This window comes from Gilliamella sp. B3023, assembly GCF_026536845.1.
Classification (GTDB): Bacteria; Pseudomonadota; Gammaproteobacteria; order Enterobacterales; family Orbaceae; genus Gilliamella; species Gilliamella apicola_E.
Genome location: NZ_JAFNNH010000001.1, coordinates 225,862 through 252,692, shown reverse-complemented (window position 1 = coordinate 252,692; position 26,831 = coordinate 225,862). Strand labels below are relative to the sequence as shown.

The 26,831-nt window shown below is 34.0% G+C and carries 31 protein-coding genes; 12 read left to right on the top strand and 19 right to left on the bottom strand.

Going from position 1 to position 26,831, the window contains the following annotated elements; all coding sequences use genetic code 11:
• Nucleotides 1-3: 3 nt before the first annotated feature.
• From J3U16_RS01260 to fliF, 7 genes are all read right to left on the bottom strand, one after another.
• Nucleotides 4-465, bottom strand: a complete 462-nt coding sequence (locus J3U16_RS01260; protein ID WP_065561871.1) for a flagellar basal body-associated FliL family protein — start codon at nt 463-465, stop codon at nt 4-6.
• Nucleotides 466-640: 175 nt separating this feature from the next.
• Nucleotides 641-1,726: a flagellar hook-length control protein FliK gene (locus J3U16_RS01255; protein WP_267342398.1), complete on the bottom strand. Its 1,086-nt coding sequence runs from the start codon at nt 1,724-1,726 to the stop codon at nt 641-643.
• Entirely contained in the window at nt 1,716-2,180 is a 465-nt protein-coding gene (gene fliJ / locus J3U16_RS01250) for a flagellar export protein FliJ (protein WP_065561869.1), read from the bottom strand. Before fliJ ends, J3U16_RS01255 begins: the two co-directional genes overlap by 11 nt.
• Complete coding sequence (fliI, locus tag J3U16_RS01245) at nt 2,164-3,561, bottom strand: flagellar protein export ATPase FliI (protein WP_416380736.1); 1,398 nt, start codon at nt 3,559-3,561, stop codon at nt 2,164-2,166. The genes fliJ and fliI overlap by 17 nt, the downstream gene beginning before the upstream one ends.
• Nucleotides 3,551-4,315, bottom strand: a complete 765-nt coding sequence (locus J3U16_RS01240) for a FliH/SctL family protein (RefSeq protein ID WP_267342396.1) — start codon at nt 4,313-4,315, stop codon at nt 3,551-3,553. Before J3U16_RS01240 ends, fliI begins: the two co-directional genes overlap by 11 nt.
• Entirely contained in the window at nt 4,299-5,297 is a 999-nt protein-coding gene (gene fliG, locus J3U16_RS01235) for a flagellar motor switch protein FliG (RefSeq protein WP_065561866.1), read from the bottom strand. Before fliG ends, J3U16_RS01240 begins: the two co-directional genes overlap by 17 nt.
• The gene (gene fliF, locus J3U16_RS01230) at nt 5,297-6,991 is read right to left on the bottom strand and encodes a flagellar basal-body MS-ring/collar protein FliF (RefSeq protein ID WP_267342395.1); all 1,695 of its coding nucleotides are present in this window, start codon (nt 6,989-6,991) and stop codon (nt 5,297-5,299) included. The genes fliG and fliF overlap by 1 nt, the downstream gene beginning before the upstream one ends.
• A 153-nt stretch (nt 6,992-7,144) precedes the next feature.
• Between fliF and fliE the strand changes: the two genes are divergently transcribed.
• Nucleotides 7,145-7,456 (top strand): flagellar hook-basal body complex protein FliE, encoded by a 312-nt coding sequence (fliE, locus tag J3U16_RS01225; RefSeq protein WP_065561864.1) that lies wholly within the window; start codon nt 7,145-7,147, stop codon nt 7,454-7,456.
• Between the two features lie 235 nt (nt 7,457-7,691).
• Here fliE and fliT read toward each other — a convergent pair whose 3' ends face one another.
• From fliT to fliD, 3 genes are read right to left on the bottom strand one after another with little or no spacing between them, the layout of a single operon-like run.
• Nucleotides 7,692-8,042 (bottom strand): flagellar protein FliT, encoded by a 351-nt coding sequence (fliT, locus tag J3U16_RS01220; protein ID WP_267337172.1) that lies wholly within the window; start codon nt 8,040-8,042, stop codon nt 7,692-7,694.
• Between the two features lie 2 nt (nt 8,043-8,044).
• Entirely contained in the window at nt 8,045-8,413 is a 369-nt protein-coding gene (gene fliS / locus J3U16_RS01215) for a flagellar export chaperone FliS (RefSeq protein ID WP_065561862.1), read from the bottom strand.
• A gap of 11 nt (nt 8,414-8,424) precedes the next feature.
• Entirely contained in the window at nt 8,425-9,858 is a 1,434-nt protein-coding gene (fliD, locus tag J3U16_RS01210; protein ID WP_065733613.1) for a flagellar filament capping protein FliD, read from the bottom strand.
• 660 nt (nt 9,859-10,518) lie between these two features.
• Between fliD and J3U16_RS01205 the strand changes: the two genes are divergently transcribed.
• From J3U16_RS01205 to flgL, 8 genes are all read left to right on the top strand, one after another.
• A complete protein-coding gene (locus J3U16_RS01205) occupies nt 10,519-11,331 on the top strand; it encodes a flagellin (RefSeq protein ID WP_065562537.1) in 813 nt (270 codons plus the stop codon).
• A 172-nt stretch (nt 11,332-11,503) separates the two neighbouring features.
• A complete protein-coding gene (locus J3U16_RS01200) occupies nt 11,504-12,220 on the top strand; it encodes an RNA polymerase sigma factor FliA (RefSeq protein ID WP_267330844.1) in 717 nt (238 codons plus the stop codon).
• 185 nt (nt 12,221-12,405) lie between these two features.
• Nucleotides 12,406-12,726 (top strand): flagellar transcriptional regulator FlhD, encoded by a 321-nt coding sequence (flhD, locus tag J3U16_RS01195; RefSeq protein WP_141673924.1) that lies wholly within the window; start codon nt 12,406-12,408, stop codon nt 12,724-12,726.
• Between the two features lie 13 nt (nt 12,727-12,739).
• Nucleotides 12,740-13,345 (top strand): flagellar transcriptional regulator FlhC, encoded by a 606-nt coding sequence (flhC, locus tag J3U16_RS01190; RefSeq protein WP_081299485.1) that lies wholly within the window; start codon nt 12,740-12,742, stop codon nt 13,343-13,345.
• Nucleotides 13,346-13,400: 55 nt separating this feature from the next.
• Nucleotides 13,401-14,288 (top strand): flagellar motor stator protein MotA, encoded by an 888-nt coding sequence (gene motA / locus J3U16_RS01185; protein WP_065733614.1) that lies wholly within the window; start codon nt 13,401-13,403, stop codon nt 14,286-14,288.
• Nucleotides 14,288-15,175 carry a flagellar motor protein MotB gene (gene motB, locus J3U16_RS01180; RefSeq protein ID WP_267330843.1) on the top strand — a complete coding sequence of 296 codons (888 nt, stop codon included), beginning with the start codon at nt 14,288-14,290 and terminating at the stop codon, nt 15,173-15,175. The genes motA and motB overlap by 1 nt, the downstream gene beginning before the upstream one ends.
• Before the next feature lie 148 nt (nt 15,176-15,323).
• Complete coding sequence (gene flgK / locus J3U16_RS01175; protein WP_267342394.1) at nt 15,324-16,967, top strand: flagellar hook-associated protein FlgK; 1,644 nt, start codon at nt 15,324-15,326, stop codon at nt 16,965-16,967.
• 15 nt (nt 16,968-16,982) lie between these two features.
• The gene (gene flgL, locus J3U16_RS01170; RefSeq protein ID WP_220225467.1) at nt 16,983-17,921 is read left to right on the top strand and encodes a flagellar hook-associated protein FlgL; all 939 of its coding nucleotides are present in this window, start codon (nt 16,983-16,985) and stop codon (nt 17,919-17,921) included.
• Between the two features lie 94 nt (nt 17,922-18,015).
• Here flgL and flgJ read toward each other — a convergent pair whose 3' ends face one another.
• Genes flgJ through flgB form a run of 9 tightly spaced genes read right to left on the bottom strand, consistent with a single transcriptional unit; the run spans nt 18,016 to nt 25,161 of the window.
• On the bottom strand, nt 18,016-19,005 hold the full coding sequence (gene flgJ, locus J3U16_RS01165; protein ID WP_267342393.1) for a flagellar assembly peptidoglycan hydrolase FlgJ: 990 nt from the start codon (nt 19,003-19,005) through the stop codon (nt 18,016-18,018).
• A gap of 12 nt (nt 19,006-19,017) precedes the next feature.
• Nucleotides 19,018-20,121 (bottom strand): flagellar basal body P-ring protein FlgI, encoded by a 1,104-nt coding sequence (locus J3U16_RS01160; protein ID WP_267342392.1) that lies wholly within the window; start codon nt 20,119-20,121, stop codon nt 19,018-19,020.
• A gap of 11 nt (nt 20,122-20,132) precedes the next feature.
• Entirely contained in the window at nt 20,133-20,816 is a 684-nt protein-coding gene (locus tag J3U16_RS01155; RefSeq protein ID WP_267342391.1) for a flagellar basal body L-ring protein FlgH, read from the bottom strand.
• A gap of 4 nt (nt 20,817-20,820) precedes the next feature.
• Nucleotides 20,821-21,603: a flagellar basal-body rod protein FlgG gene (gene flgG, locus J3U16_RS01150; protein ID WP_065562527.1), complete on the bottom strand. Its 783-nt coding sequence runs from the start codon at nt 21,601-21,603 to the stop codon at nt 20,821-20,823.
• An 18-nt stretch (nt 21,604-21,621) separates the two neighbouring features.
• The gene (locus tag J3U16_RS01145; RefSeq protein ID WP_267342390.1) at nt 21,622-22,371 is read right to left on the bottom strand and encodes a flagellar basal body rod protein FlgF; all 750 of its coding nucleotides are present in this window, start codon (nt 22,369-22,371) and stop codon (nt 21,622-21,624) included.
• A 14-nt stretch (nt 22,372-22,385) separates the two neighbouring features.
• Nucleotides 22,386-23,597 carry a flagellar hook protein FlgE gene (gene flgE, locus J3U16_RS01140; protein WP_267342389.1) on the bottom strand — a complete coding sequence of 404 codons (1,212 nt, stop codon included), beginning with the start codon at nt 23,595-23,597 and terminating at the stop codon, nt 22,386-22,388.
• A 16-nt stretch (nt 23,598-23,613) separates the two neighbouring features.
• Entirely contained in the window at nt 23,614-24,333 is a 720-nt protein-coding gene (gene flgD, locus J3U16_RS01135) for a flagellar hook assembly protein FlgD (RefSeq protein WP_267342387.1), read from the bottom strand.
• Nucleotides 24,334-24,346: 13 nt separating this feature from the next.
• Complete coding sequence (gene flgC / locus J3U16_RS01130; protein ID WP_370632647.1) at nt 24,347-24,754, bottom strand: flagellar basal body rod protein FlgC; 408 nt, start codon at nt 24,752-24,754, stop codon at nt 24,347-24,349.
• Nucleotides 24,755-24,756: 2 nt separating this feature from the next.
• A complete protein-coding gene (gene flgB, locus J3U16_RS01125; protein WP_267337178.1) occupies nt 24,757-25,161 on the bottom strand; it encodes a flagellar basal body rod protein FlgB in 405 nt (134 codons plus the stop codon).
• Nucleotides 25,162-25,311: 150 nt separating this feature from the next.
• Here flgB and flgA point away from each other — a divergent pair, with 150 nt between their 5' ends.
• The 3 genes from flgA to J3U16_RS01110 all read left to right on the top strand — a co-directional run bounded on the left by flgA (nt 25,312) and on the right by J3U16_RS01110 (nt 26,797).
• Nucleotides 25,312-25,974 carry a flagellar basal body P-ring formation chaperone FlgA gene (flgA, locus tag J3U16_RS01120; RefSeq protein ID WP_267330838.1) on the top strand — a complete coding sequence of 221 codons (663 nt, stop codon included), beginning with the start codon at nt 25,312-25,314 and terminating at the stop codon, nt 25,972-25,974.
• Nucleotides 25,975-26,052: 78 nt separating this feature from the next.
• Nucleotides 26,053-26,340 carry a flagellar biosynthesis anti-sigma factor FlgM gene (gene flgM, locus J3U16_RS01115; RefSeq protein ID WP_267339050.1) on the top strand — a complete coding sequence of 96 codons (288 nt, stop codon included), beginning with the start codon at nt 26,053-26,055 and terminating at the stop codon, nt 26,338-26,340.
• A gap of 22 nt (nt 26,341-26,362) precedes the next feature.
• The gene (locus tag J3U16_RS01110) at nt 26,363-26,797 is read left to right on the top strand and encodes a flagella synthesis protein FlgN (protein WP_065562519.1); all 435 of its coding nucleotides are present in this window, start codon (nt 26,363-26,365) and stop codon (nt 26,795-26,797) included.
• Nucleotides 26,798-26,831 lie beyond the last annotated feature (34 nt).

Below are 26,831 nucleotides of genomic sequence, written 5' to 3'. Positions count from 1 at the left end.
TAATTACCTTACAATGAAATCAGTAAATAGAACTTCATCAATTTTTACTGAATGTTTTGCATCATATTGGCGAGATAATGCCATTTTTATCTGCTCTTGTAATTCAAGTTTGCCTGACTCTTTCTTTAAATTATTAACGTACTGTTTTGAAGTTAACAAAAGTACGTCACTTCTTACTTCAGGAAGATAATCTAATAAAACGGTTTTTTGTTCTTCATCAGCGACGCGTAACACCATACCAACGTATAGAATTTTATTGATTTCTAAATTTTCTTTAGATGGTGGAAGTGAAATTGTGAAAGGTTTTAATGTTAAAAAAACCGGTGATAACACTTCTGGTTCTACATGGGGCGTCGTTTTAGGAGAGTCTTGTAACCATAAATAAGCAGCAAAACCTGTTGCTAAAAGGGTAATTAAAATAAGTACTAGATTTAAAATACTTATTTTTTTCTTGGTAGTTTGCATATTTATTATTGTCTCAATGAAAATTAATGAAATGTCTATTTAAATAGCCAAAAATTACCAAAATAATAAATCATGCTTTGAGAATTAATTGGAAGAATAGGCAGTAAAAATATGACCTATTCAACCTTTTTAATCTCTAGCTATCAAAACATAGTACTGTTTCAAATACTATTATTTAGGCAAAAATACTTAATCCTGATTGAACAATGTTTGATGGATGATCAAGTTCATGAAGTGTTTGATTTTTATCGTCCATTAATTGCTCTATTTCAAACTCTTGTTTGTAAGGTGATGAGGAGTCATTCATCATTGAAAAATCACTAATATCGGTCTGCTCTAACATAATACCTTGTTCTTCCAATGAAGTTCTTAATTGCGGTAAAGCTGATTCTAACACGCTTTTAACCATATTATGTGCAACAGCCATGTGAAGGTTCATTTTGTCATCAACTATTGCCAATTTAATATGCAGCGAACCCAATTCTTCAGGATGTAATTTGATTTCCGCATTTTGGATACCTTGACGACAAACGAGACTAATTTTTTCGTTTAATGTTTTTTGCCATTCAGTAATATCCATTGGCATAGGTAAATTTATATTTAACGTTTTTTGACTTTCAATTAATGGTGTTGATGTGGTTAATTGATTTGGGCTATGGACTAGTAATGTAGGTTCTTGTTCAAAGTGGCTAATATCAAAATTGGTGATAGGTAAATCGATATTGTTATTTTGAGTATTAGTAAGAGTTGGTAATGGTTGATTTGAGGTTTTAACTGAATTTATATTGGTTGATATATTATGTTCATCATTCGTTAGCAAACTCGTTTGTTTATTTGGCTTAATGATTACTTGTTCACTACTATTAATAATAGTTAGAATTTCTGCTGCTTTTTCATCTACATTGATATCATCAGAAACTGGTGCCTTTAAAAGTATATCATTAGCTGTAGTATTAATTTTTAATTCACGTATTGCTGGCTGTTCAGTATGATTATGCTCATTATTAATTATAGGCTGTTCATCGACTTGCAAAGTTAGTGGAAATAGTGTGAATAATTCATCACTATCTTCCTCTTCTTGATCATCTAATTGATGATCGAGTTTGTTCTCGAGAATATTAGCTTTGGCTAGGCTATTATTTTCGCCTTGTTTTTCATTAAACTGTAATAAAAGCTGAAAAAAATCGTCTTCAATAATTGATACTTCATTCAATTCTATAGGTGATATTAATGGGATATCACTAAATTGATTAATATTCATTCAACATTCTCCTTGCTAACTGCTGCTGTGCAAATTCATCGGTTAATTTTTGTTGTAAACGGCTTTGCTGTAGCAGTAGTTTTTTATCTTGTTTATCCAATAATGTGGTGTAAGTATTGAGACTTTTTTGTGATTGATTTAGCTCATTGGTGATCTGTTTTTGTTTAATTTCTAAAGTTAACAATAACTTTTTTTGTTGTGTGATCCCTTGCTCAATAGCAGTAATAAAAGCATTAAAATTGTTCAGTTCTGATCCTGTAATGCCAACTGATAACGCTTTATTTAAGCGCTGTTGGTACTCATTATAGTAATCATTCAATACATTTAGTTGTGATTGAGCATTACGCTTATTATCATGCGCATTTTTTAATTTAATCAATTTGTCGTCGACTGATTTTTCAGCTAACTTTTTTAATGTTAAAAAGGCAAATTTACCATTATATTGATTGGCCATTGTTCTTTCCTAAGTTTGAATCAACAATTCTTGTTAACTGTTGATAAGCGTCTTGATAACTACAATGTTCATAAATTCCTTGTTGTAAAAATTGTTGCATAGCAGGAAAAAGCGTTATTGCCTTATCTAATAAAGGATCGGTTCCTGCTACATAAGCACCAACATTAATTAAGTCACGATTTCGTTGGAAACTTGAAAATAATTGCTTAAATAACCGTGATTTTTTTTCGTCTTTGGTTAGTTCTGTCATCACGCGACTTATTGATGCTTCAATATCAATAGCTGGATAATGACCTGATTCGGCAAGAGAACGGGATAAAACAATATGTCCGTCGAGAATTGCTCTAGCTGAGTCAGCGATAGGATCTTGCTGGTCATCACCTTCGGTTAGCACGGTATAAAAAGCGGTAATAGCGCCTTTGCCTTCTGCGTCATTACCGGCTCTTTCAACTAATGCTGGTAATTTTGCAAATACTGAAGGTGGATATCCTTTAGTCGCTGGTGGTTCACCGATCGCTAAGGCTATTTCACGTTGTGCCATGGCGTATCGTGTTAATGAATCCATAATGAGTAATACATTAAATCCTTGGTCACGAAATTTTTCAGCAATTTTAGTCGCGTAGGCTGCACCTTGTAGACGTAATAATGGCGATACATCAGCAGGCGCGGCAACAACAACAGATCGAGCTAAGCCCTCTTCACCTAAAATATTTTCAATAAAATCTTTTACTTCTCGACCTCGCTCACCGATTAAACCAACCACAATAATATCGGCTTTGGTGTATCTTGCCATCATGCCAAGTAAAACACTTTTACCAACGCCTGAACCTGCAAAAAGCCCCATTCGCTGACCTTGACCAACGGTTAATAATGCATTGATTGCACGAATGCCAACATCGAGAACTTGATGAATTGGTGTTCGGGTTAGCGGATTTAGTGTTTTATTAATTAATCCTTCATATTCGATATCTTCAGGTAATGGTTTGCCATCGAGAGGTTTTCCCATTGCATCGACAACTCGGCCTAATAACCCCATACCAATTGGTAAAACTTTGTGGCTAAAATGTGTTAAATCGTATTGTGATGTATAAACTCTTGCATCGAGTAATATGCCATCTGTTGATTCAAACGGCATGAGGTATAGTGTTTTTCCTTTAAAACCAATTACTTCACACTCAACCGCTTGGATTTTGCCATCTAATTGTCGTTCAACAAAACAGTTGGATCCTAATGGTAGTTTTAAACCAATAGCTTCTAGAACAAGACCAGACGCTTTAACCAATCGACCATATTGACGAATTAAAGATGCAGACTCTAATTTCTGTTTAGCACTATCAATTTTAGTTGCCCATTGTGTACAAAAGCTCACCTTAACGCTCATCTCCATGCACTGTGTCTGAAATAATTTGCCAGTGATTGTTTATACTTGCGTCGATCTCATTTGTTTGAGTAAATATTTTGCAGCCACCTAATTCTATATTTGCATCGGTAATAAATTGCCATTCGTTTTTTAGTTGATCATCTAGTAGTGGTTCTAGCCATAAAAAATCATTCGGATTGATTCGAACCACTATCGGTGGGTTGGCAATTGCATTTTGTTCAATTAATGACTTGATCGAATGCATTAATTGTTTTTGTTTTAATTTGGATAACGAACCAACAGTTTTTTCAGCGGCAAGTAAAGCGAGATCAAATAGCTTTGGTACAATTTTTTCATCAATTTGATTAATTGACTGCTGAAAATGAATTGCTAGATTTTTGATGGATTCAACAGTATTTAATTTTTCTTCGTTTATCTGTTGTTCTATTTTCTCCAGGCCTTCTTGTTGGCCTATTGTTAACCCTTCCTCATACCCTGTTTGTTTACCAATATTGAAACCTTCTTCTTTACCTAGATTAAAACCTTCTTGATAGGCTTCTTCTCGTGCTTGTTGTTTGATATTTTCAAGTTCTAGCGTTATTTCAGGGCTATTAATATCAATAAAATTGGTATCGGCCTCATCGACTATTTCAAGTTCTGGTTCACACTCTTCTAGCTCATCGGTTTCAGGAATGAGTGGTGATGATTCTGCTAAATCTTGAAAGTGTAATGGTTTCCAAGTTAAGGTATTAGCTTGATTATACATATTCATCATCACCGCTACTTAAGATCATTTCACCGGTTTCAGCTAAACGACGAGCAATAACCAAAATTTTCTTCTGTTCGGTTTCAACTTGTGACAAGCGCACTGGTGGTCTGTTTTCTAAATCTTCACGTAATATAGATGCAGCACGTTGCGACATATTCGATAATAATTTTTCCCGTAATGGTTCTGTCGCACCTTTCAGGGCAATAATTAAGGTTTCATTATCCACATCTTTGAGTAGACGTTGGATACTTCTATCATCCACATCAACCAGATTTTCGAATAAGAACATTTCATCAATGATTTTTTGAGCTAACTCATTGTCATAATCACGTAATGCATTGATAACCAATTCTTCTTGTTGTGATTTCATCAGGTTGATGATTTCTGCTGCGGTGCGGATACCACCCATATTATTAAGTTTAATATTTTGTCCATGTAGTAAAGTTGATAACGATGTTGATAATACCTCTAACGCTGAAGGCTCTACTCCGCCGAAGGTTGCAATACGTAGCATTACATCATTACGCAGATCATCATCAAATAGATTTAATATTTCAGCAGCTAAGTCACGATTTAAGTGAACTAAAATTGTGGCGATAATTTGTGGATGCTCTTTCTTAACTAAATCAACAGCTCTGGCCGCATCAACAAAGTTAAGCATTTTTAAGCCATCGGTAGTATCTTCAATATCGGTATCTAGAAGTTCATCAAGTAGACGGCTGGCTTTATCACTACCAATTGATTTTTCGAGAACTTTTCGTAGATAGCCATTAGTATCGGTATTTAATACGGCACAATCATCAAGTGTGGTTTGACACTCATTAAGAATATTTTTGAGTTGTTCTTGTGTTAATTGTGGTAATCCCATCATGGCACTACTAATTTGTTGTACCTCTTTATGGTCTAAAAATTGCATTACTTTTGCAGCTAATTCTTCACCTAAAATCATTAAAATTGTCGCTGCTTTTTGAGATTCACTTAAATTCATTACTCGGTGTCCTTCTTGTTCATCCAACCACGAATAATGAGAGCCATTACACGAGGATCTTTTTCGACAATTTTTCGGATGTATTGCTGTTGTTGCATATTATCTTCAAAAATTTTCTGTTGCAGTTTACTGTGTGCTTTATAATCAAGCTTATCTTCAGCGCCCATCGTGCCGTCAGATTTATCCGTATTGAGGTATTGTCTTTGAATCTTAATCCATACCGAACGCAGTACTTTTCGCCATGCATACCATATTATTAAGATATAAATTAGATATTTAATTGCCGTTTTCAGCATGTCGTAAACTTCATGTTTTTGTAAAAAGGTGATGGCGTCATTTTCATCATCTATTTGATCTGTAAATTTCAAATTTGCCACCGTTAATGAATCACCACGCAAGTCAGAAAATCCCATAGCTTGACGTGCTAGTGCTTCAATATGAGTAAGCTCTTCTTTATCGAGTTTTACCCATTTTTCGATCGCTTCATTTTTTTGATTTTCTTCATTTGACGATGCAACTTCATTGATTGTCGCAAATTTATAATTAACTAGAACCGCGACAGATAAGCGCTTGATACGGCCTTCAGGAATTTTGCTATGAATAATTTGACGATTAACTTCAAAGTTCAACGTATTATTGGATTGTAAATGATACATTTTTTGCTTGTCGTCTTTATCTTTTACTTCATTCTCTCCATCAATTGGTGCACTTGGTGTGGGTACTGGTTGGTTAGATAAAGCGCCTGGTACACCACCAATAGCATTGCTTGATGCTAATTGACGGTTTTCAACTTGCTGCTTACTGCGAATGGTTTGATTGTTAACATCGCTATTAGGATCATAGATTTCGGATGTTGATTCCTGACGGCTAAAGTCAATGTCAGCATTAACTTGAACTTTAACATTTTGTTTACCTAAAATCGGTATAATGATTTTTTCTACGCGTTCACGCACCAAATTTTCGATTCGTTCACTATATTCTAATTGGGCAACATTAACGTTAGTATCGCGGTATTTTTCTCCAGTCAATAAATTACCGTTTTGATCGATGATAGTGACTTTATCCGCTTGTAATTCCGGCACACTACTTGAAATTAAGTGGATAATAGCGTCAATTTGACCTTGAGATAGCGAGCGACCAGGTAATAAAGTTAATGCGACTGATGCAGAAGGGAATTTTCTTTCTCTAACAAATAAAGAGGGTTTTGGCATAGCTAAATGCACTCTGGCATCATCAACACTACTAATGATTGAAATCGTTCTGGATAATTCGCCTTCTAATGCTCGTTGATAATTGATTTGTTCATTGAACTGGCTCATTCCAAAACTTTCTTTATCAAGCAGTTCAAAACCGATAGCACCGCCTTTAGGTAAACCTTGTTGAGCAATTCGTAGGCGAGTATCATAAATTTTATTTTCGGGAATTAAGATCGTTGTACCGGATGATGAAAACTTATAAGGAATATTCATCTTATCAAGTTGGCTAATGATTTCACCGCCATCTTTATCATTCAAATTACTAAATAGCACACCGTAATCATCACTCTTAAGCCATAAATAGGTGATACTACTTATAGCTATTACGATCACTCCTACAATAAGGAGCAGCATTTTTCGATTTTGTTTTAATTGATTGATAAATGGTAACTTATTCAATATTGATTCGCCTTTGTTACCTACTGACTGGCTATCCATATGTATCCTAATTCTAAACAGGTTAGATTAATTCTAGGGTCTATTATCTGTGTATTTATAAAAATCAATAGCTAAAAAAGCACATGCTTTACCCTTTAGTTATCGCTTTTAGATTGTTATCTTTGTGATAATTTAAGCGGTAATTTTATTAAGATGAATATAATTAATATGATGAACAGTATCGAGGCTTTTAATCCGGCAACTAAATTGGATTTTTCTTCGAATCAACAGGTAAGTAAAGAGCAAAATTTTGTTGCTGAATTAAAAATGGCATTAGATAAAATTAGCCAAACTCAAATTGAGGCAAGTAAGCAAGCTAAAGCTTTTGAAATGGGTGAACCTAATGTTTCATTAAATGAAGTAATGGTTAATATGCAAAAGTCTTCGGTTTCATTGCAATTTGGCGTGCAAGTTAGAAATAAGTTAGTAGCCGCGTATCAAGAAATCATGAATATGAATGTTTAATTTATTAATGATTCTATTTGTTTAAAAATCGTCATTCATTAGCTGCCAATTTTTATCAAAAATTGGTTTTCATCTATATTGTTAAAAAGTCAGCATACTATTCACCTTTTATAACCTTAACAAGTTTAATTTAATAATAAAAAAAGTTTGAGGAGTGGGGTTTTTGGCACTTTAAAATCGCTAAAAACCCCGCTCCTCAATTATTTTTAGTCTATTTTTTTGATTACTTAGTGAATTATGTTAGGTTGGCAATTTTTTGGTAACTATCTATTTTAGTTTGATAATTAACCTGCTCGCCAATGAGTTTGGTAAGTTCACCATGCCGTAGATGTATTAATTGTTCTAATTGCTCTTGATAACCCAAAATATTATTGATATACATTCGAATAATATCTTGCTGAGGTAATGCTATAGTATCTGTAACATTTAGTTGGATATCTTTAGATAATTGGTGGTATTGAGCTTGCCAGCTGATTAATGATTCCCAGTTTTCTTTTTGTGCATTAATTAGCATTTGCTCAACAACATAATTAAGCTTTTCATATTGTTCTAATAATAAATTATTATTTAAAACTGATATTCCCATAACTATGCTATCTCCCGCCAAGCTTGAGCAATGTTATCAAGCAAATTAAAACAGACTTGCAGTTTGTCTTTATCATTATGTAAATTGGCTAAAACCAACTGCTGACTGATGTATTGATATAATTGATCTAAATTTTCGGCAATTTCACCACCTTGCTCTAGATCAAGTGAACTCTTAAGTCCATTATCTATAATATTAATTGCTTTCGAAATGGCTTGCCCTTTGCCTGCAATATTCCCTTTTTCTATATATAACTCAGCTAAACGAATAGCATTAAGTGCGCCCTCGAATAATAAAACAATAAGCTGATGTGGCGAAGCCTGATTAACACTCGTTTCTAAATTAACTTGCTTATAAGCTTGAACTCCCATTTTTATATTCCTTATTTTTTCATGTTCGCCATCATTTCGAATTGCGTGGTTAAGTAATTGCTCATACCATTTAATTCATTGATCAAGATATCTAATTTAGTAAACTGCACGCGATAACGTTCAATAGTTTGGTCAATAGAGTTGTTAACTTGATCATAGCGTTTATCTAATGATTTTAAGGTTGAGTTTAAGCCGTTAGTTGCGGTATCAATCATACCATCACTATCAATGAAGCTACTCACTTTGGCACATACTTCGTTAGCTATGCCTGTCGTTTCACCATCACCAATAAATAGCATGGCGACTGCTTCACTGTTTTCTTTGAGGGCTTTTTCTAATTCGTTTTCTTTAATAATTAGCTTGCCATTACTATCCATATTGATACCGATTTGAGCCAATACAGAGATTTCACCAGCTTGACCTTTCGAAAAGATAGATCGGATACTTTGATCTATATTACGTAGTGTTGAATCACCAACCAGTGGTCCATTATTACTATTTAATTCATCTGAATTGGCATCACTAGCAGTAAATTGAGTTAAGGCTGATATCGTTGATTGTAATTGATTAAATGCCTCCACCCACTCTTTAAGTGCCTCTTGGGTTTTTTCGTTATCCGCGGTAATAGTTAAATTTTGCGATGTGGTGGTTACTGCTTTTAAAGTGATATCAACGCCAGGGATGACATCTTTAACGGTATTTGATGCACTATTGACGGTAATACCATTAAAACTAAATTTAGCATCTTGCGCTTTAGCGATTTCGCTCATTGCTGATGAATCAGCTTGATTAATATCAAAACCAACTAATGAATTGAGTTTTTCATCATCGGATGATATTGAAGTTATAGTTTGTTGTTCACCTGTTTCTTTAGATGTGATAACCAGTTGATAGCTATCGGTTCCTGAACGAACAATTGTGGCATTAACGGGAGATTCACTGATTGAACCATCTTCATTAACCACTTTAGCTTGGTTAATTGCATTTGCGATTGATTCTAAGGATGTTTCATCTTTACCTAAAGTGACATTTAATTTTTGACCATTAGCTTGTTCGATGGTGATTGTTCGCGTTTCATTATTGTTACCTAACGCTGTTTGTTTATCGTTTATTGTATTAGTAGCAACGCTGTGTGCGCTTGCAAGTTGTTGCACACTCACTGCATAATTACCTAATTGAGCATTGCTACTTACGTTAGTAGTAAAGTAGTTGTCATTGCCCGATACCGTTCTAGCTTGGAACAGCTCTTTTTTTTGTAGTTTTGCTGTTGCGCTATTAAATGTTGATAATGCACTTTTTAATTTGCCAAAACCGCTTATTTTATTATTAATTGTTTTTTGCTGTGCTTTTATTGGCGTAAGACGGTTTTTTTCTACCGCTTCTAATTGATCTAATACTTCATTTAAATCAATACCAGAACCAATCCCCAATATACTCATTGCCATGTTTTATTATCCTATTATAAATTCTTTCATCTCTTGTTTTATCGACTGATGTAATAAAAAGTTTAGATATTTTTACTAATAAATAATTAGGTTTTGGCAATGCATATATTGCTAGGCGATTTTATCTATTCAAAAACCAGTTATTTATTCAGTTATCAATGTTATATCCATATCAATTTTGCTCTGTAAAAAGATGTAGGTGACTTATCGCTGCTGGAGTTATAAATTATCCTTTTAATCAATGAGCTTTGATATTCCAGAGTGTTAAAAGCTAAATGTTTTTCTAAATGGTTTTAAGGATGGTGGGCGTAATTTAAAAATAAAATTAAGTAGTGATCTTTCTAATATAATTTCTATTATTAGTAAATATATTGCAATTATTTAAATAGATAGGAGTTTAGGCGCTTTTGCCGTGGCCTTTATTAAATAAGGCTATCAACTGTTTTTTACCGATTAATTTACATATAAAAATGTATTAGGACCTCTGATCGTTTTATCAAACTTAATTAGTTATTCGGTTTTATTCGACGACATAAAATAAAAATTAAAAAAATATTAAAGTTTCTTTTTTTAATACCGATAACTAAATCATCAGCAAAAGTATTGAATAATATTTTCAATATCTCGTTGATCTAACTAATCATATTAAAGGAGATAAAAATGGCACAGGTAATTAATACCAATACTATGTCTTTAATGGCAAGAAACAATCTGAATAATTCTCAAAGTGTTCTTGGAACTGCAATTGAGCGTCTATCATCAGGTATGCGTATCAACAGCGCTAAAGATGATGCAGCAGGTCAAGCAATCGCTAATCGTTTTTCTTCAAATATTCGTGGTTTAACTCAAGCTGCACGTAATGCAAATGACGGTATCTCTTTAGCTCAAACAACTGAAGGTGCATTAAACGAAATTAATAACAACGTTCAACGTATTCGTGAATTGACTGTTCAAGCGGCAAATGGTACAAACTCTCAAAGCGATTTAGAATCAATTCAAAACGAAATTGATCAACGTTTAGAAGAGATAGACCGTGTATCTAAACAAACTGATTTCAATGGCACTAAAGTATTATCTGCTGATAAAACACTTAAAATACAAGTGGGTGCAAATGATGGCGAAACTATTGAAATCAATTTGAAAAAAATTGACAGTACTGAACTCGGTTTAGCTTCATTTAATGTTTCTTCAAGCCCAACAGCAGATCCTTTAAAAACACTTGATGCAGCATTATCAAAAATTGATGAATTACGTGGTGAGCTTGGTGCGGTACAAAATCGTTTTGAGTCAACTGTAACTAACATCAACAATACAGTAAATAACTTAAGCTCTGCGCGTAGCCGTATTGAAGATGCAGATTATGCTGAAGAAGTCTCTAATATGACTCGTGGTCAAATTTTACAACAAGCAGGTACTTCAGTATTAGCACAAGCTAACCAAGTACCTCAATCTGTACTGTCTTTATTACAATAAAGCATACCTCTAAAATTTTACTTTAATTTTTATACTATAGTAATAATGGTATTTTTTAATACCATTATTGCTAATAATGTTAATTACCTATTTTTTAATACTTTATTCTTGCCATTAACTCAGTCAATTATCGTCATAATATTCCTTAGCATTTTTTACAATGGTTTAGGAAATGAGTGATAACCTGTATAACTCTCAGGGTGTAGTGAATCAAATCGATTGGCAACAATATATCTATTTAGTTCGTAATGAAGCGTTGAAATTAGCTGTTCGTTTACCAACGACGATTGAGCTTGATGACTTGTTACAAGTTGGTTATATCGGTTTATTAGAATGCATAAAACGTTATGATGCTGCACAAGGTTATACTTTTACTACATTTGCTATTCCTAGAATAAAGGGAGCAATGTTAGATGAGTTGCGTAGTCGTGACTGGCTACCAAGGCAAACACGAAAAAAAATTAAAGATGTCACTAACGCCATTAATGAATTGGAACAAATTTTAGGTGTCCCACCTAATGATCACCAGATAGCTGCACATCTGCAATTGTCTCTTACTGAATATCGCAAGGTGTTATTAGATTCAAATTATAGCCAAATCTGTTCTTACGATGAGATACAAAAAAAACTCGGCGATAATTTGGATGCACTGATTGAGCTTGATTCCGATAACAATCCTTTTGCTTTTATTATTAATGATGAAATTCGCAATATTATTGTTCAACAAATTGATAACTTACCTGAAAAAGAAAAAATGGTTTTAGCGCTCTATTATCAAGAAGAGTTGAATTTAAAAGAGATTGGAAAAGTGTTAGATATTAGCGAATCTCGCGTAAGTCAATTACATAGCCAAGCAATAAAACGAATACAAAGTAAAATTAATATATAAAAAACAGAATAAAACAGTAAAACATGAAAAAATAAATTGAAAATAAATCGAAATGATTTTTTTATTGACCTTTTGCTTTTAAAAATGTAACTTTAAGTGAAAAAAAACGAATTAAGATATTTTTTACTGATTTCGCATTTTTTTATGCGAGAAAAATATAAATTTTGGTGAGTAAATTGGGAAATATACAAGAAGACGATATTTTGAAATGTATACATCATTTAAATCTTTCAACGCTTTTATTAAGCCAAAGGATGATAGAGAAAGATAAAGTGATGGCAATGTATCGATTAGGAATTGATGAAAAAACCGCTGATATTTTGAGTAATTTAAGTGCTTCTCAAATGTTGGTTTTATCTGAAACCAATCAATTAACGTTTCAATTTCGATTTAAAAATTCAGCAATGATGGAAAAATTAACTGAAGAGTCTCGCGTTAGTGATATAAAGCAGATGCATACAGGGATCCTTCTATCAAGCTTACTTTTAGATTCTATTAATAAGTAGGTAAATGATAAAAATGAGTAGCAAAAGCATTATCCAAAAATATAAAGAAGTCCAATTAGCTATTCGATTAATTACACTCGGCGCTAGAATTCAAATGTTGGAAAGTGAAACCAATTTAAGCCGTGGAAAGCTGATTAAATTATATAAAGAAATCCAAGGATGCCCACCACCTAAAGGTTTACTTCCTTTTTCTACCACGTGGTTTATGACTTGGGAGCCTAATATTCATTCAAGCATGTTTTATAATGCTTACCGATTTTTAGTCAAGCATGGTACTAAATCTGGAGTTCATGCAATTGTTAAAGCTTATCAACTTTATTTAGAGCAATGTTCCCTTCATCACGATGAAGAGCCGGTTTTAGGCTTAACTCGTGCATGGATTTTAGTTAAATTTGTTGAAAGTAATGTTATGCAGCAATCGTGTTGCAAAGAGTGTAAAGGGCGATTTATTACACACGCTTACCAGCCACATAATAGTTTTGTTTGCAGTTTATGCCAACCGCCATCAAGGGCCGAAAAAAATAATAAAACGCATAAAGAAAGCCAAGCAAAATGCTTACAAGTTTTATCAATACCTAGTGCATTCAACTTAGTCACCGCAAATCAGGTAACGGTTTAGATAAGCAATTAATTAAAAAAGTTTAGTTACATTTTATAGAGATAAAGGAAAGCCAATGCTAATAATTATAGGATATATTGTTGTTATCGCTTCTGCTTTAGTTGGTTATGTGCTAAGTGGAGGGTATTTGGCAGTACTTTTTCAACCATTAGAGTTTCTGATAATTGGTGGTACAGCTATTGGTGCTTTCATTGTAAGTAATGAAAAGAAAGCAATAATTGCTACACTTAAATCGTTAGGTAGTTTATTTAAAACATCAAAATATAATAAAACTCTATATTTAACATTAATTAATTTAATGTACACCATTTTAACTAAGATACGTCAAAATGGGGGGTTATCTATTGAAGAAGATATTGATAATCCAAAAGAGAGTGAGTTATTTAAAAAGTATCCACTTATTCTTGCCAATCCACAAATATGCGATTTTATCACTGATTATTTACGTTTAATGATTAGCGGAAATATGGAAGTTTATGAAATTGAAGCATTAATGAATGAAGAAATTGAGACGTATACCCATGAGTTAGAAAAACCTGCAGATGCGATTTCTAGTGTGGGCGATGGGTTACCTGCTTTTGGGATTGTGGCTGCGGTTATGGGAGTGATTAACACATTAGCACAAGCAGATAGGCCTGCTAGCGAGTTGGGTGAACTTATTGCACATGCTATGGTTGGAACCTTTTTAGGAATTTTACTGGCTTATGGGTTTGTTTCGCCACTAGCTGCTTTATTAAGACAGAAGAATGCTGATACAGTAAAAATTTTAGAATGTACTAAAGTTATTCTTATTGCCAGTATGCATGATTATGCTCCACAGATTTGTATTGAATTTGGTCGAAAAACTATTTTTTCGCATGAGCGACCATCTTTCTTTGAATTAGAAAAATATATTCAAGAAGTGAAAGATAAAAATGCTAACCCAACAGAAAATAATGAATAATGAAAGATAAGCCAGTAAGAATAATTATTTCTAAAAAAAAGTCAGGGCATGGCGGTGGCCATCATGGTGGTTCGTGGAAGATTGCTTATGCAGATTTCATGACTGCTATGATGGCACTTTTTTTAGTCATGTGGTTGATAGCCAAATCCAGCCCACAAGAATTACAAGGAATTGCCGAATATTTCAGAACGCCATTAATACTAGGTCAAAATGGTGGTAAAAATATTAGCGATAGCGAAAGCCCTATTCCTGGTGGTGGCGATGATGTCAGTAAAAGTTTGGGCGAAGAGCAACAGAGCATAATAAATGAACAACCAATAGATCCCAATGTAGTTGAAAGAAATCAATTGATCGAAACTGCTCGTAAAATTTATGAGGCGTTTGAACTTGATCCTCGACTGCAAAAATTAGCGGCTAATCTTATTGTTGAACTAACTGAAATGGGGTTAAGAATTCAGATTTTAGCAACTGATGATAAACCAATGTTTGATGTTGGTAGTGCAGTTATTCATCCTAATATGCAAGAAATTCTTCACGCTCTAGCACCAATAATAAACGATTTACCCAATAAGATGACCTTATCTGGGCATACTGATGAGCGCCAGTATATAACAGGTGATAGAGGTTATAGTAACTGGGAATTATCTGCTGATAGAGCAAATTCATCAAGACGAGAACTTATCGCTGCTGGATTAGATTCAAGCAAAATTATTCGAATTATTGGTTTAGCTGATACGGTTGGTTTAAACAATCCTAATTATAGTAAAGATGCTAATCGTCGTATTAGTATTTTAATTTTGAATAAGTCAGCTCAAAAATATATTGAAGATGAAAATACAATGACTGGAATAGATTTTTTAAAACAAGCAACTAAATCTGAACAATAGCATTGGAATTACACAGGTTAAGCCTGTTAAAAAACTAAATTTCAATTATTTTCTAAAAATAACTAAAGTTTTATCTTTTTTATCCGATATAAGAATAACCCTTTAAGTTAATAATTTGATTATTGACTAAATATATTTAGGAGCTTTTATGTCAAATTCATTGATGAATACCGGTATTAGTGGATTAAATGCTGCGCAAAATATGCTTAATGTTATAAGCAATAATATCAGTAATGCGCATACCGTTGGTTACAATCGTCAACAACAAATTTTGCAACAAGCAAATGGCACTAAATATAATTATGGTTTTGTTGGTAACGGTGTATCTGTATCATCAGTTAATCGGGCATATAATAGTTTTGTGGTTGGCCAATTACGTCAATCTCAATCACAAAATGGCTCTATAAAGGCTTATTATAATGAATTGTCAAAAGTCGATAATTTATTAGCAGAGAATGATAATAGTATTTCCTCGCAACTAAATAATCTGTTTGCAAGTTTAAATAAACTTTCTTCAAATGCGGGTGATGCTGCTTCCAAGCAAACAGTCATAAATGATCTTAGCTCGTTAGTCAGCCAGTTTAATAAAACGGAATTGAATTTAAAAAATCAGATTGCCAATATCAATACTGAAATTGTTAATAATGTTGATACTATTAACTCTTATACCCAACAAATTGCTGATCTTAACCAAAAAATAGCAAGATTACAGGCAGTAAGTGGTGGGCATGAGCCGAATGCATTGCTTGATGAGCGCGATCAACTGGTTAATGAATTAAGCGAGATGATAGGCATCACTGTTACTGAGCAAAATGGACAATACAATATTTCACTACCTAATGGTTTAAGTTTAGTGCAAGGGTCATCGGCAACTCAGTTATCTGTACAGCCTTCTAAAGATGATCCTGCTTTAAATACAATTATTTACACCCATAATTCTGGTGCGACTCAAGAACTATCAAGTCAAAATATCGCATCAGGCCGATTAAATGGATTATTAGCTTTTCGTGATGGACCACTCCTAGAAGCTCGCAATCAATTAGGTTTGATTGCGTTAAATCTAGCGGAACGATTTAATGAAGTACATATGTCAGGGGTTGATATTAATGGCGATCCAGGTCAGAAATTATTTGATTATCATAGCCCAACTAGTATTGCTAACGCCCAAAATCAAGGTAATGCCACTGCTAAAATTAACTATAACTCAGTGACAGACGTCAAAGCATCTGATTATAAAATTGAGTTTAATGGTAACGATTGGGTCGTAACCAGATTATCTGATAACAAGCAAATTACCCCACAAGTTGAAGATGGTAAATTATTGTTTGATGGATTATCTATTGAAATAAATGGTGATCCAGTAGCGGGTGATAGTATCTTACTTAAACCTGTTGCAGATGTAGCATCATCACTCCAGCTACTAGTTAAGGATGTTAATAAACTAGCAACAGGTATTAATGATGATGAAAATGGTAATGGCGATAATCGTAATGTAGCTAAATTGCTTGATATACAAAATGAAAAATTAATTAATGGCACTAAAACGTTAAATAGTGCTTATAACGCCTTAGTTAGTTATGTGGGAAGTGAAACGCAAACAGCTAAAATTTCAGCGCAATCTAGTCATAATATTACTCAAGAAATTTATGAGCAAAATCAATCAATATCAGGCGTTAATATTGAAGAAGAATATATCTCTATGCAGGTTTATATGCAGTATTACCAAGCTAATGCAAAGATTATTGATGCGGCAACCACAATATTCGATACCATTTTAGGTTTAGCTAAATAATAGAAGGGTTTAAATATGCGTGTTAGTACTAATGCAATGTATCAAAAAAATTTAACGAGTATTTTAAATACCAATAGTAAATGGCAAAAATCAGGATTGCATTTAGCAACCGGTAAAAAAATCTTATCACCTTCTGATGATCCTATGGGGTCATCGCAAGCATTAATTTTAAAACAGGCTCAATCAAGAAATACTCAGTATCAATCAGCTCGTGAAAGTGTTAATAACTCGTTAAGTCGCCAAGATACAGTACTAAAAGAAGCTAATACTGTTATCCAATCAATTCAAGAGACACTAGTTTATGCGGGTAATGAGACATTAAACGATGAAAATAGACGTGACTTAGCCAATAAATTACAAGGACTAAAAGATCAATTAATTTCGTTAGCTAATGCTAAAGACACTAATGGCAATTATATCTTTGCTGGAAATAAAAATGATACACCTCCTTTTGTTGTGGATGAATCAGGTAAAGTTAATTATGTCGGTGGTTCTACAACGATTAATATTTTTATTGATGATACGCGTGAAGTGTCATTAAGTTTTACTGGTGATCAGATTTTTATGTCAGGCGCCAATAGTTCTGTGGAAAGTGATGTTTTTGCTAGCATTGACTATGCATTAGAAGTACTGCAAATCGGTTTAGATGATAATGACCCTGATGCGATTACGCAATTCAGAGAAGGTTTATCGAAAGCTAGTCAAGGCGTTGATAATTCGTTTGAAAATATCTCAACAGTTAGGGCTGCAGGGGGTAATGTGTTAGCGGAAGTTGAACGATTAACAGCACTAGGTAAAACCTTGGACATTGATTTTCAAACACAAATTAGCCAAATTGAAGATGTTGATTGGTATGAAGCCATTGCAGATTATGTGATGTTACAGGCGAATTTACAAGCAGCTCAATATACTTTTATGAATATGCAAAATATGTCCTTATTTCAAATGAAATAACTTTCTGTCATCACTTATTTAAATCGTTAATAAACAGGAGGCTTATGCCTCCTATTTATTAACTTCATTAAAATTTAGTTAATTTATTTAGTTATTATTTAAAGGCAATTTGTCTAAAACCTGATATTGATTTTTGCGGTGTATTTCTAGCAATTTCTTCAATTCGACTAATAATTTGAATTAACTTTTCGCTATAGTTAGGATCGGTTGCATAGTGTGCATCTTGCAGTGCTTTGGCTGCGGTTCTTGCATCAGGTGCGTTAACAACGGCACGATAACGCGGGCTTTTGGTAAGTAAATCAAGATAATCTGTTAATGCATGTTGTTTACTTTTATAAACTCTAAATTCATCTTGAATCTTAACCATATTGTTATTTAAAAATTCTCGTGTTGTTAACCGAGTTGAATTGCCTTTCCATGATGATGTCGCTTTTATGCCAAAATAGTTGTGACTTGGTTGATTGTCGGCTGTTTTTATCTGCTTTTTACCCCAACCTGTTTCTAAGGCCGCTTGTGCAATGATAACCTCATAAGGAATACCTGACATTTTGGATGCCTTTTTAGCGGGTTCAAACCACTCGACTATAAATTGCGTGATATGGTCTTTATCAAAATCATTAACTGCTGGCGGTAATGGTTTGACGTTAGTATTCGTTAATTTATTCGTTTGCTGGTAAAGCATTTGACCTAATGCCGCAGGCGATGAATTTGAATCACTAAATAAAGATTGTGCTAATTCTATATTATTAGCCTGAGATTGTGGGGTAATAGATCTATTTGGCTGATTATTTAATTGTTTGGCAATAATATTGGCAAGACCTAATCCTTTACCGGCAGCCTGTTGAGCAATTTGCTGATCAAACATTGAAGTAAATAACTGCATTGCAGATTGATTAAATAATCCACCATTAGGAACGGCTTTTCGCATAGATTGCATCATCATATTGACGAATAGTGTTTCAAACTGATCGGCAACTTGCTTGACACTTTCGCTTGATCCACTAACAGCGTTACGCCTTAATTGGCCAATGCTCGAAAAATCATAAGCAAAGCGATTAATAGACTGATTAACTAGGTTTTTCATAATAATTATGCTTTAAATCGTTTCTAATGCAGCGTGCAAACAACCTGCGGTTTTTAATGCCTCAAGTATCGACATTAATTCTGTTGGATTTGCGCCTAATAAATTAAGTGAGCTAATTACTCGGTTTAAATCAGCGCCAGAAGCTAAATTATGTAATGCTCCGCCATCTTGTTCGATGCTGACTTCATCATCAGGAACAACTACGGTTTGTCCTCCGGCTAACGGAGTATTAGGCTGACTAACTTTTAATTTGTTATTGACCACCACAGACAAATTACCATGAGCAACGGCACAATTGTCTAATTGAACTTTTTGATTCATCACCACCACGCCAGTGCGCGTATTAATGACTACTTTTGCTGAAATTGGTGAAGCACTAATTTGTAGGTTTTGAATCTTTGATAATAATTTAACTCTTGCCTGGCTATCTTGTGGCATGTTCAATTTAACCGTCATACCATCTAAAGCAACTGCGATATTTTTTTGTACCTTGTTAATTGCTTCAGCGATTTTTGATGCCATGGTAAAGTCAAAATGGTTAAGGTGTAAATGAATGGTACTTTTTTCATCTAAGCGGGTTGTTAATTCCCTCTCAATTGTCGCTCCACTCGGAATAGTTGCACCAGCCATTTGATTAACTGTTACACTACTGCCTTTGCTGCTTGCGCCCATACCACCAACAAAAAGATTACCTTGAGCAATGGCATAAACTTGATTGTCGGCACCTTTCAATGGCGTCATAATCAATGTGCCACCGCGAAGGCTTTTGGCATTACCTAATGAAGAGACAACCACATCAATTTGTTGCCCAACTCGTGCATAAGATGGTAATTTAGCCGTAACCATTACCGCAGCAACATTTTTTAATTGCATGTTACTACCTGATGGTACGGTAATACCTAATTGTGAAAGCATGTTGGTTATACTTTGAATGGTAAATGGTGTTTGTGAAGTTTGGTCTCCAGTACCATCTAGCCCAACAACAATTCCATAGCCTACTAAGGCGTTTTCACGCACGCCTTGAATAGTTACTAAATCCCTTATTCGTTCGGCATAACTATAGGGTGTGCCCACTATCATTATTAAAATAATAAAAGTTCGTAATATATTAAGCATAATCAGATTCATTAAAATGGTGAAAGATTAAAAAACAGGCGTTGTAACCAACCCATAGTTTGAGCTTCATCAATGTAGCCATTACCTACATATTCAATGCGAGCATCGGCAACTTGAGTTGAAATAACGGTATTGTTACCACTTATTGTCCTTGGGTTAACAACGCCTGAAAATCGAATAAATTCTGTTCCCTGATTTATTGCAATTTGTTTTTCACCAATTACTTTTAAATTGCCATTAATCATGACATCTTGAACGGTGACGGTGATGGTTCCACTAAATGTATTTTTTGCATTAGCGCCACCAGAACCTTTAAAATCGTTACTGCCTGAGATATCAGTATCTACTTTGCCTCGACCAACTAGCCCATCTAAAAAGTGAGGAACAGTTTTTACACCTAAATTTACCCCACCATTACGGCCAGCATTAATAGATGAACTTTTGCTCGCACTCACATTTTCTTGTAATACAATAGTTAATACATCACCAATATTGCGAGGTCTACGATCTTCAAACATTGGTTGATAGCCAAAACTACTTGGTTGTGATGCTTGATATATTGAGCCACTTGAATTAACAATTTCTGGTATTTGAGGAACAATACTGGTTTGCCCTTCAACTAATGCTTTTTTAGGTAATTGGCTACAACCAACTAATAACATCATTACTAAAATATAAAGATATCTCATTATCATAGATTTATAACTGATTTAAACGTTGCAACATTTGGTCAGACGCTGATATTGCTTTACTGTTAATTTCGTAAGCACGTTGTACTTGAATCATATTAACTAACTCTTCTGCAACATTTACGTTAGAGGTTTCGATATAACCTTGATACAGCAATCCAGCACCATTTAATCCCGGTGTATTTTCAGTTGGAGCACCAGAGCTTTCGGTTTCTAAATAGAGATTTTCACCGACACTTTCTAATCCAGTGTCATTAATAAAAGTATGTAATGTTAATTGACCAACTTGCACTTGAGTTGATTGATTGGCTAAGGTCACACTAACAATACCATCCCGTGCCACGGTCATTTTTATCGCATTTGATGGAATGTTGATGGTTGGTTGAATTTCGTAACCAGCAGCGGTAACTAATTGACCATTTTGGTTAACTTGAAAAGCACCACTTCGAGTATAAGCTAGCGTTCCATCAGGCATCAGAACTTGGAAAAAACCTTGTCCATTAATAGCGATATCACTGCTATTATCAGTTAATTCTAAATTTCCTTGGCTATGGATTCGTTCGGTAGCTACAGGCCTAACACCGGTACCAATTTGTAATCCAGAGGGTAGTGTTGTTTGTTCAGATGATTGAGCACCAGGTTGACGAATAGTTTGATATAACAGATCTTCAAAAACAGCACGTTGGCGTTTAAAGCCACCAGTACTAACGTTGGCTAAGTTATTGGAAATTATATCCATATTCATTTGTTGTGCAGTTAGCCCAGTTTTTGCAATCCATAATGATTTAATCATTGCTTTTTCCTATTTTAATTATGTTAACGATAATATTTGATTGGCTCTTTGTGCATTTTCATCAGCTGTAGTAATTTGCTTCATCTGCATTTCAAATTGACGAGAATGGCTAATCAAATTCACCATTGCAGTAACAGGATTAACATTACTGCCTTCTAATACTCCAGACATTAGTTTTGCGTTAGGATTATCTTGTAATATTGCACCACGATTGTTAACAGGTGTTGCATGAAAAAAACCGTCATCGCCACGTACCAACTCATTAGGTTCAAGGTGAACTTTCTTTATTTTTCCAACTTGAGCAATGGTTGTGCGTTTATCACCTGCACCTAACGCTGATAAAGTTCCGTCGGCACTGATACTAACTTGTGAACGCTGAGGAACTGTTAATACGCCATTATCACCAAGTAATGGATGACCTTGGATATTAAGCGTGCCATTTTCATCAATTTGAATCGCACCATTACGGGTATATGCTTCACTACCATCAGCTAATTGTACAGCTAGCCAATCATCTTCAGATAAAGCAACGTCTAAATCTCGCCCAGTGTAATTAAATGCACCCATTGTTGAATCATAGGTAGGCGTGGTTGCTGCAACCATGGTCCTTGTTGGCATACTATTACCCACAATAGGAACGGCTTTCATTGCCGTTAATTGAGCACGAAAGCCTGCTGTTGATACATTAGCTAAGTTATGACTGGTTATGGATTGTTGATTTAATGTTTGGCTAGCGCCAGACATGGCAGTATAAATAACGCGATCCATACATATTCCTTAAATTATCTTAAATTAACTAATGTATTAAGAATTTGATCTTGCGTTTTAATGGTTTGAGAATTAGATTGATAATTACGTTGGGCAACAATCATATTAACTAATTCTTGGCTCATATCAACATTGGATGATTCAACGGCACCACTGGCTAATGATCCAAAAGTACCAGTATTGGCTGAGCCTAATACTTCACCACCAGAATTTAGTGTTGAACGCCAGTTATTATTCCCTGCTGACTCTAATCCATTAACATTGGCAAAATCAGCCATGGCAATTTGACCTAATAACATGGTTTGTTGGTTAGAATAAACACCGTAAATCGTACCATCATTGTTAATACTATAGCCAACTAAATCACCTGCTGCGTAGCCATCAACGATAGGGGTTTTTATGCTACCGACTTCTTTACCCATATTTTGTTGAGTGCTGTTTGCAAGTGACAATGTAAAGCTATTATCTTCTGATCCATTTATGCCATTAATATTGATAGTCATTTCTGGATCACTGATTAATTTGCCTGATGAATCAAATTCCATTTTTCCTAATACTTGTAGAGTTGCATTAGGATCGCTACTATCAAGGTAATGAACATCCCATTGGTTATCTGCTGTTTTTACATAAAAAAGCTGAACATTACGTTGATTACCTAATGAATCATAAGTGGTGATAGTGGTTGAATAATTAAATGTGTCAGCATCTGTTGCATTAATCGGTTGTTTTTCAGGAACTTTACTATTTGAATTTAGATTTGTTTGCAAAGCAGCTTTATTGGTTGCTGATGCATTTAACATTTCTTGTGAAATTTTTAATGGGCCTGGTGCTGAACCTTGTTGAATTTGTGGTGGAGTACCTGTCGCAAGATAACCAGTCAAGTTGAAACCGTCAGCAGATACGATATTACGTTCAGCATCTAATTGAAACTGACCATTACGGGTATAGTAGATTTGTCCACTGCTATCAACTAATCGGAAAAATCCATTACCTGAAATCGCCACATCTAAACTGTTGTTGGTTGAAGTTGTTGTGCCGTCATTAAAATTTTGCATAACAGCAGCAACTTTAACACCCATCCCTACTTTTGAACCGGCATAGATATCAGCAAATGAAATACTAGCACTTTTAAAGCCAACTGTTGCAGAATTGGCAATATTATTACCAATAACATCTAATTGTTTAGAAGCGGCATTCATACCACTGATTGCTTGAGAAAATCCCATATAAACTTATTCCCCTTTAAAGAATTTGACGCACTTCGTCAATACTAATTGAACCAAGTATCCCTAAATCAAGTAATACTTTATTATTAACTTTGCTATTAATTACTCCGTAAACAACAGAGTAAGCTAATGGTGTTGATGTGACTTTTTGCCCCTCGTAAGTAGCATTAACTGAAAACGTGTAGCTACCATCTGGAGCTAAAGTTCCATCGTTAAGTTCTCCATCCCAAGTAAAAGAGCTAACACCAGCAGGGATGGAGCCAAGATCAACTTCTCGTACAACATTACCATTTTCATCTTTTATGGTGATAACAACCGAATCAGCATCACGCATAAGTTCAAAACCAAACGGCGTAGTAATGGTCTCTTTATCACTTTTTGAACCATCTATTTCTGAAGTTGCGACTAATATTTTATTACCAGGAACCATAACGCCTTTACCAATCATATTGCTCGCGTTGACTGATAAACTATCGTCAATCTGGCCTGAAACCATACCTAACGTTGTATTAAGTCGTTCAATGCCTGCTAATGTATTAATTTGCGCCAATTGCGAGGTTAACTGACTATTATCCATTGGATTAGTTGGATCTTGATTCTTCATTTGGGCAATAAGTAATGTTAAAAAGTTATCTTGTAATTCCTGACTAGAATTACCATCAGATGAACCTTTCCTCACTGCTTGTGGACTAGCCATATTTGACGATTCTGAAACTGGTATATTCGAAATACCCATGAATTAAGCCCCTTTATTGCCCTAAGGTAAGTGTTTTAAGCATTAAGCTTTTTACGGTATTAATGACTTCCACATTTGCTTGGTAGCTACGAGATGCTGAAATGGTATTGACCATCTCTGCCACTACATCTACATTAGGTTTTTGAATGTAACCTTTCTCATCAGCTAAAGGGTGCTTAGGGTCATAGACTAAATTCATTGGTGATGGGTCTTCGATGACCTCAGATACTTTTACTCCAGCTACGCTATTGGGATAATTATTATCATCGACTTGGAAAATAACTTGTTTAGCTCGATAAGCTTGACCTGAAGTACTTGTAACACTATCAGCATTTGCTAAATTACTCGCACTAACATTCATTCGTTGAGTTTGTGCCATTAAGGCAGAACCAGAGATAGAAAAAATAGAGAAGCTCATAATGGTTATCCTTGCTGTAATACGGATATTACATTTTTAAATTGTTCACCTAAAAATGTTAAATTACTTTGATAATGGATACTGTTATCCATAAAAGCTGTTCTTTCTTGATCCATTTCAACAGTATTACCATCAGCAGATGATTGATAAGGAATGCGATACAGAAGTTGATAATCTGCTGAGCCGATGGTTTGGATATGCTTTGCTGATGTTATATTAAGTTTTATATTATTAAGCGTATGTTGATTATTGATAGCTTTTTTTAATTCAATATTAAAATCAATATCTCTAGCTTGATAATTAGGCGTATCACTATTGGCAATATTGGTCGCAAGTATATTTTGTCGTTTTTCACGAACATTTAATGCTTGTTGATGAAAGTTAACAAAAGTATCTAATTTATTTAGCATAAAATCATCTCATCTTTTTTTATGTAGAGAATTTTAAGCAAATCAAAAAAAAATCATCGTATAAATAACGATAAAAATTGCCCTTATTTCAACATTCAATAAATTAGCTGATAAAGTAAAATTTAGTTACCAATAATGTTGTGAACAAATATGTCTCAGTTTATAAAATATATAAGCCTTTTAGGTGTGTTGTGTAGCTCAAAAATAGCTTTGGCTAACTCAATGGAAAAACAGATTAGCGATCTAATCTATCAACAAATTAGCGAAGCTAATATTGATAATATTGCTATTGATTACCTCACTTTGAAACCTCAGTTAAATTGTGATTCACCAACATTTGCGATTTTAAATAAAAATAAGCATTGGGGTAATTTAACCATCACTGCTAAATGTGAAAATATCACTAAATATATTCAAGTTTATGTTGCTGTTACTGGGAGTTATGTTATGGCGAATCAGCCGATAAGTGCAGGAACATTAATGACAGAGCAGCAAGTGAAAATGCAATCTGGGCGGTTAGATAAATTACCACCTGCTGTAATTTTGAATAAATCAGAGGTTATCAATCATATTGCTTTAAGAAATATTAATAATGGTGAGCCTATTAAAAATTCAATGTTACAGAAAAATTGGCATGTTAAAGCAGGTCAAACAGTAAAAGTAATTGTTAATGGTGAGGGGTATTCAATTGCTGCTAATGGCAAAACACTAAGCAATGGTGCCTTGGGTGAATTAATAAATATCAAACTTAATACAGGTAATATTGTTCAGGGTGTTGTTACAGAAAAAGGTATCACAATTTTAAACAAATAAAATTAATGATTTTCTGATTTTTGCCGATAATTAGATTAAACCTCCCCTATAAACCTCAACGTTAATTGAAGGAATTTTATGAGTATAGATGCAACAAAAATGGTTACCGCCGTATCAGGGGTACTTAATCGTATAAATGAGCAAAATAAAAAAACTAATGCATCTGTGCAAAACTCAAATAACTTAACGTTGAATGTTAAGTTAAGCCAAAATACTATAGCTTTGTTGCATTCAACTGAAAATGATATCGATACTAGTAAAATTGAAAAGATAAAACAGGCCATTACTGAAGGTAAATTAGTGATCAATCCAAATAAAATTGCCGATGAAATTATTAAGCAAACTTTCGAAAATATTGAAATCTAATTGATTTTGAAGGAATGTCGTCATGTTAGAATTAGATAACATTTTTAATAATGTAACAGTTATGTTACAAGCCCTGTCAGATATTTTAGAAGCTGAACAACAAATATTATTTAAAAATAATTCAGTAAATCAATTGAGTGAAATTATAAACCAAAAAAGCCAATTACTTATTGAGTTAAAATTACTGGATGAAAAAAGACTAAAAGTTAGTCAGCAATGCAATATTCAATCACCTTATAGTGAAAAACAAGAGTTAGCATTAAAATGGCAAGCTATCACAAAAATGACTCAGCGATTAGCTCAAATCAATCGGGAAAACGGAGTGCTTATTCAAAACCGAATGAACGTAACTCAACATTCAATAGATTATTTGAAAAGCATGAATAATCCTGCTGTTTATACCCATAATGGTTATCAACAACCAGAAACTATTTCATCTAAACGCGCTAAAGTTTAATCATTTTGAAGTTGTTTCACGGTAAACGAGATAA

Bases quoted from the DNA above. Each gene is read 5' to 3' on its own strand.
- J3U16_RS01200 (WP_267330844.1), top strand. From the start codon at position 11,504: ATGAGTGATAACCTGTATAACTCTCAGGGTGTAGTGAATCAAATCGAT.
- J3U16_RS01145 (WP_267342390.1), bottom strand. From the start codon at position 22,371: ATGGATCGCGTTATTTATACTGCCATGTCTGGCGCTAGCCAAACATTA.
- flgE (WP_267342389.1), bottom strand. From the start codon at position 23,597: ATGGGATTTTCTCAAGCAATCAGTGGTATGAATGCCGCTTCTAAACAA.
- flgD (WP_267342387.1), bottom strand. From the start codon at position 24,333: ATGGGTATTTCGAATATACCAGTTTCAGAATCGTCAAATATGGCTAGT.
- flgB (WP_267337178.1), bottom strand. From the start codon at position 25,161: ATGCTAAATAAATTAGATACTTTTGTTAACTTTCATCAACAAGCATTA.
- fliS (WP_065561862.1), bottom strand. From the start codon at position 8,413: ATGGGAGTTCAAGCTTATAAGCAAGTTAATTTAGAAACGAGTGTTAAT.
- fliF (WP_267342395.1), bottom strand. From the start codon at position 6,991: ATGGATAGCCAGTCAGTAGGTAACAAAGGCGAATCAATATTGAATAAG.
- flgA (WP_267330838.1), top strand. From the start codon at position 25,312: ATGTCTCAGTTTATAAAATATATAAGCCTTTTAGGTGTGTTGTGTAGC.
- fliD (WP_065733613.1), bottom strand. From the start codon at position 9,858: ATGGCAATGAGTATATTGGGGATTGGTTCTGGTATTGATTTAAATGAA.
- J3U16_RS01205 (WP_065562537.1), top strand. From the start codon at position 10,519: ATGGCACAGGTAATTAATACCAATACTATGTCTTTAATGGCAAGAAAC.
- flgM (WP_267339050.1), top strand. From the start codon at position 26,053: ATGAGTATAGATGCAACAAAAATGGTTACCGCCGTATCAGGGGTACTT.
- J3U16_RS01155 (WP_267342391.1), bottom strand. From the start codon at position 20,816: ATGATAATGAGATATCTTTATATTTTAGTAATGATGTTATTAGTTGGT.
- J3U16_RS01160 (WP_267342392.1), bottom strand. From the start codon at position 20,121: ATGCTTAATATATTACGAACTTTTATTATTTTAATAATGATAGTGGGC.
- J3U16_RS01255 (WP_267342398.1), bottom strand. From the start codon at position 1,726: ATGAATATTAATCAATTTAGTGATATCCCATTAATATCACCTATAGAA.
- fliE (WP_065561864.1), top strand. From the start codon at position 7,145: ATGAATATAATTAATATGATGAACAGTATCGAGGCTTTTAATCCGGCA.
- fliI (WP_416380736.1), bottom strand. From the start codon at position 3,561: ATGAGCGTTAAGGTGAGCTTTTGTACACAATGGGCAACTAAAATTGAT.
- flhC (WP_081299485.1), top strand. From the start codon at position 12,740: ATGAGTAGCAAAAGCATTATCCAAAAATATAAAGAAGTCCAATTAGCT.
- motA (WP_065733614.1), top strand. From the start codon at position 13,401: ATGCTAATAATTATAGGATATATTGTTGTTATCGCTTCTGCTTTAGTT.
- J3U16_RS01240 (WP_267342396.1), bottom strand. From the start codon at position 4,315: ATGATGAATATGTATAATCAAGCTAATACCTTAACTTGGAAACCATTA.
- fliT (WP_267337172.1), bottom strand. From the start codon at position 8,042: ATGGGAATATCAGTTTTAAATAATAATTTATTATTAGAACAATATGAA.
- fliJ (WP_065561869.1), bottom strand. From the start codon at position 2,180: ATGGCCAATCAATATAATGGTAAATTTGCCTTTTTAACATTAAAAAAG.
- fliG (WP_065561866.1), bottom strand. From the start codon at position 5,297: ATGAATTTAAGTGAATCTCAAAAAGCAGCGACAATTTTAATGATTTTA.
- flgL (WP_220225467.1), top strand. From the start codon at position 16,983: ATGCGTGTTAGTACTAATGCAATGTATCAAAAAAATTTAACGAGTATT.
- flgG (WP_065562527.1), bottom strand. From the start codon at position 21,603: ATGATTAAATCATTATGGATTGCAAAAACTGGGCTAACTGCACAACAA.
- motB (WP_267330843.1), top strand. From the start codon at position 14,288: ATGAAAGATAAGCCAGTAAGAATAATTATTTCTAAAAAAAAGTCAGGG.
- J3U16_RS01110 (WP_065562519.1), top strand. From the start codon at position 26,363: ATGTTAGAATTAGATAACATTTTTAATAATGTAACAGTTATGTTACAA.
- J3U16_RS01260 (WP_065561871.1), bottom strand. From the start codon at position 465: ATGCAAACTACCAAGAAAAAAATAAGTATTTTAAATCTAGTACTTATT.
- flgK (WP_267342394.1), top strand. From the start codon at position 15,324: ATGTCAAATTCATTGATGAATACCGGTATTAGTGGATTAAATGCTGCG.
- flgJ (WP_267342393.1), bottom strand. From the start codon at position 19,005: ATGAAAAACCTAGTTAATCAGTCTATTAATCGCTTTGCTTATGATTTT.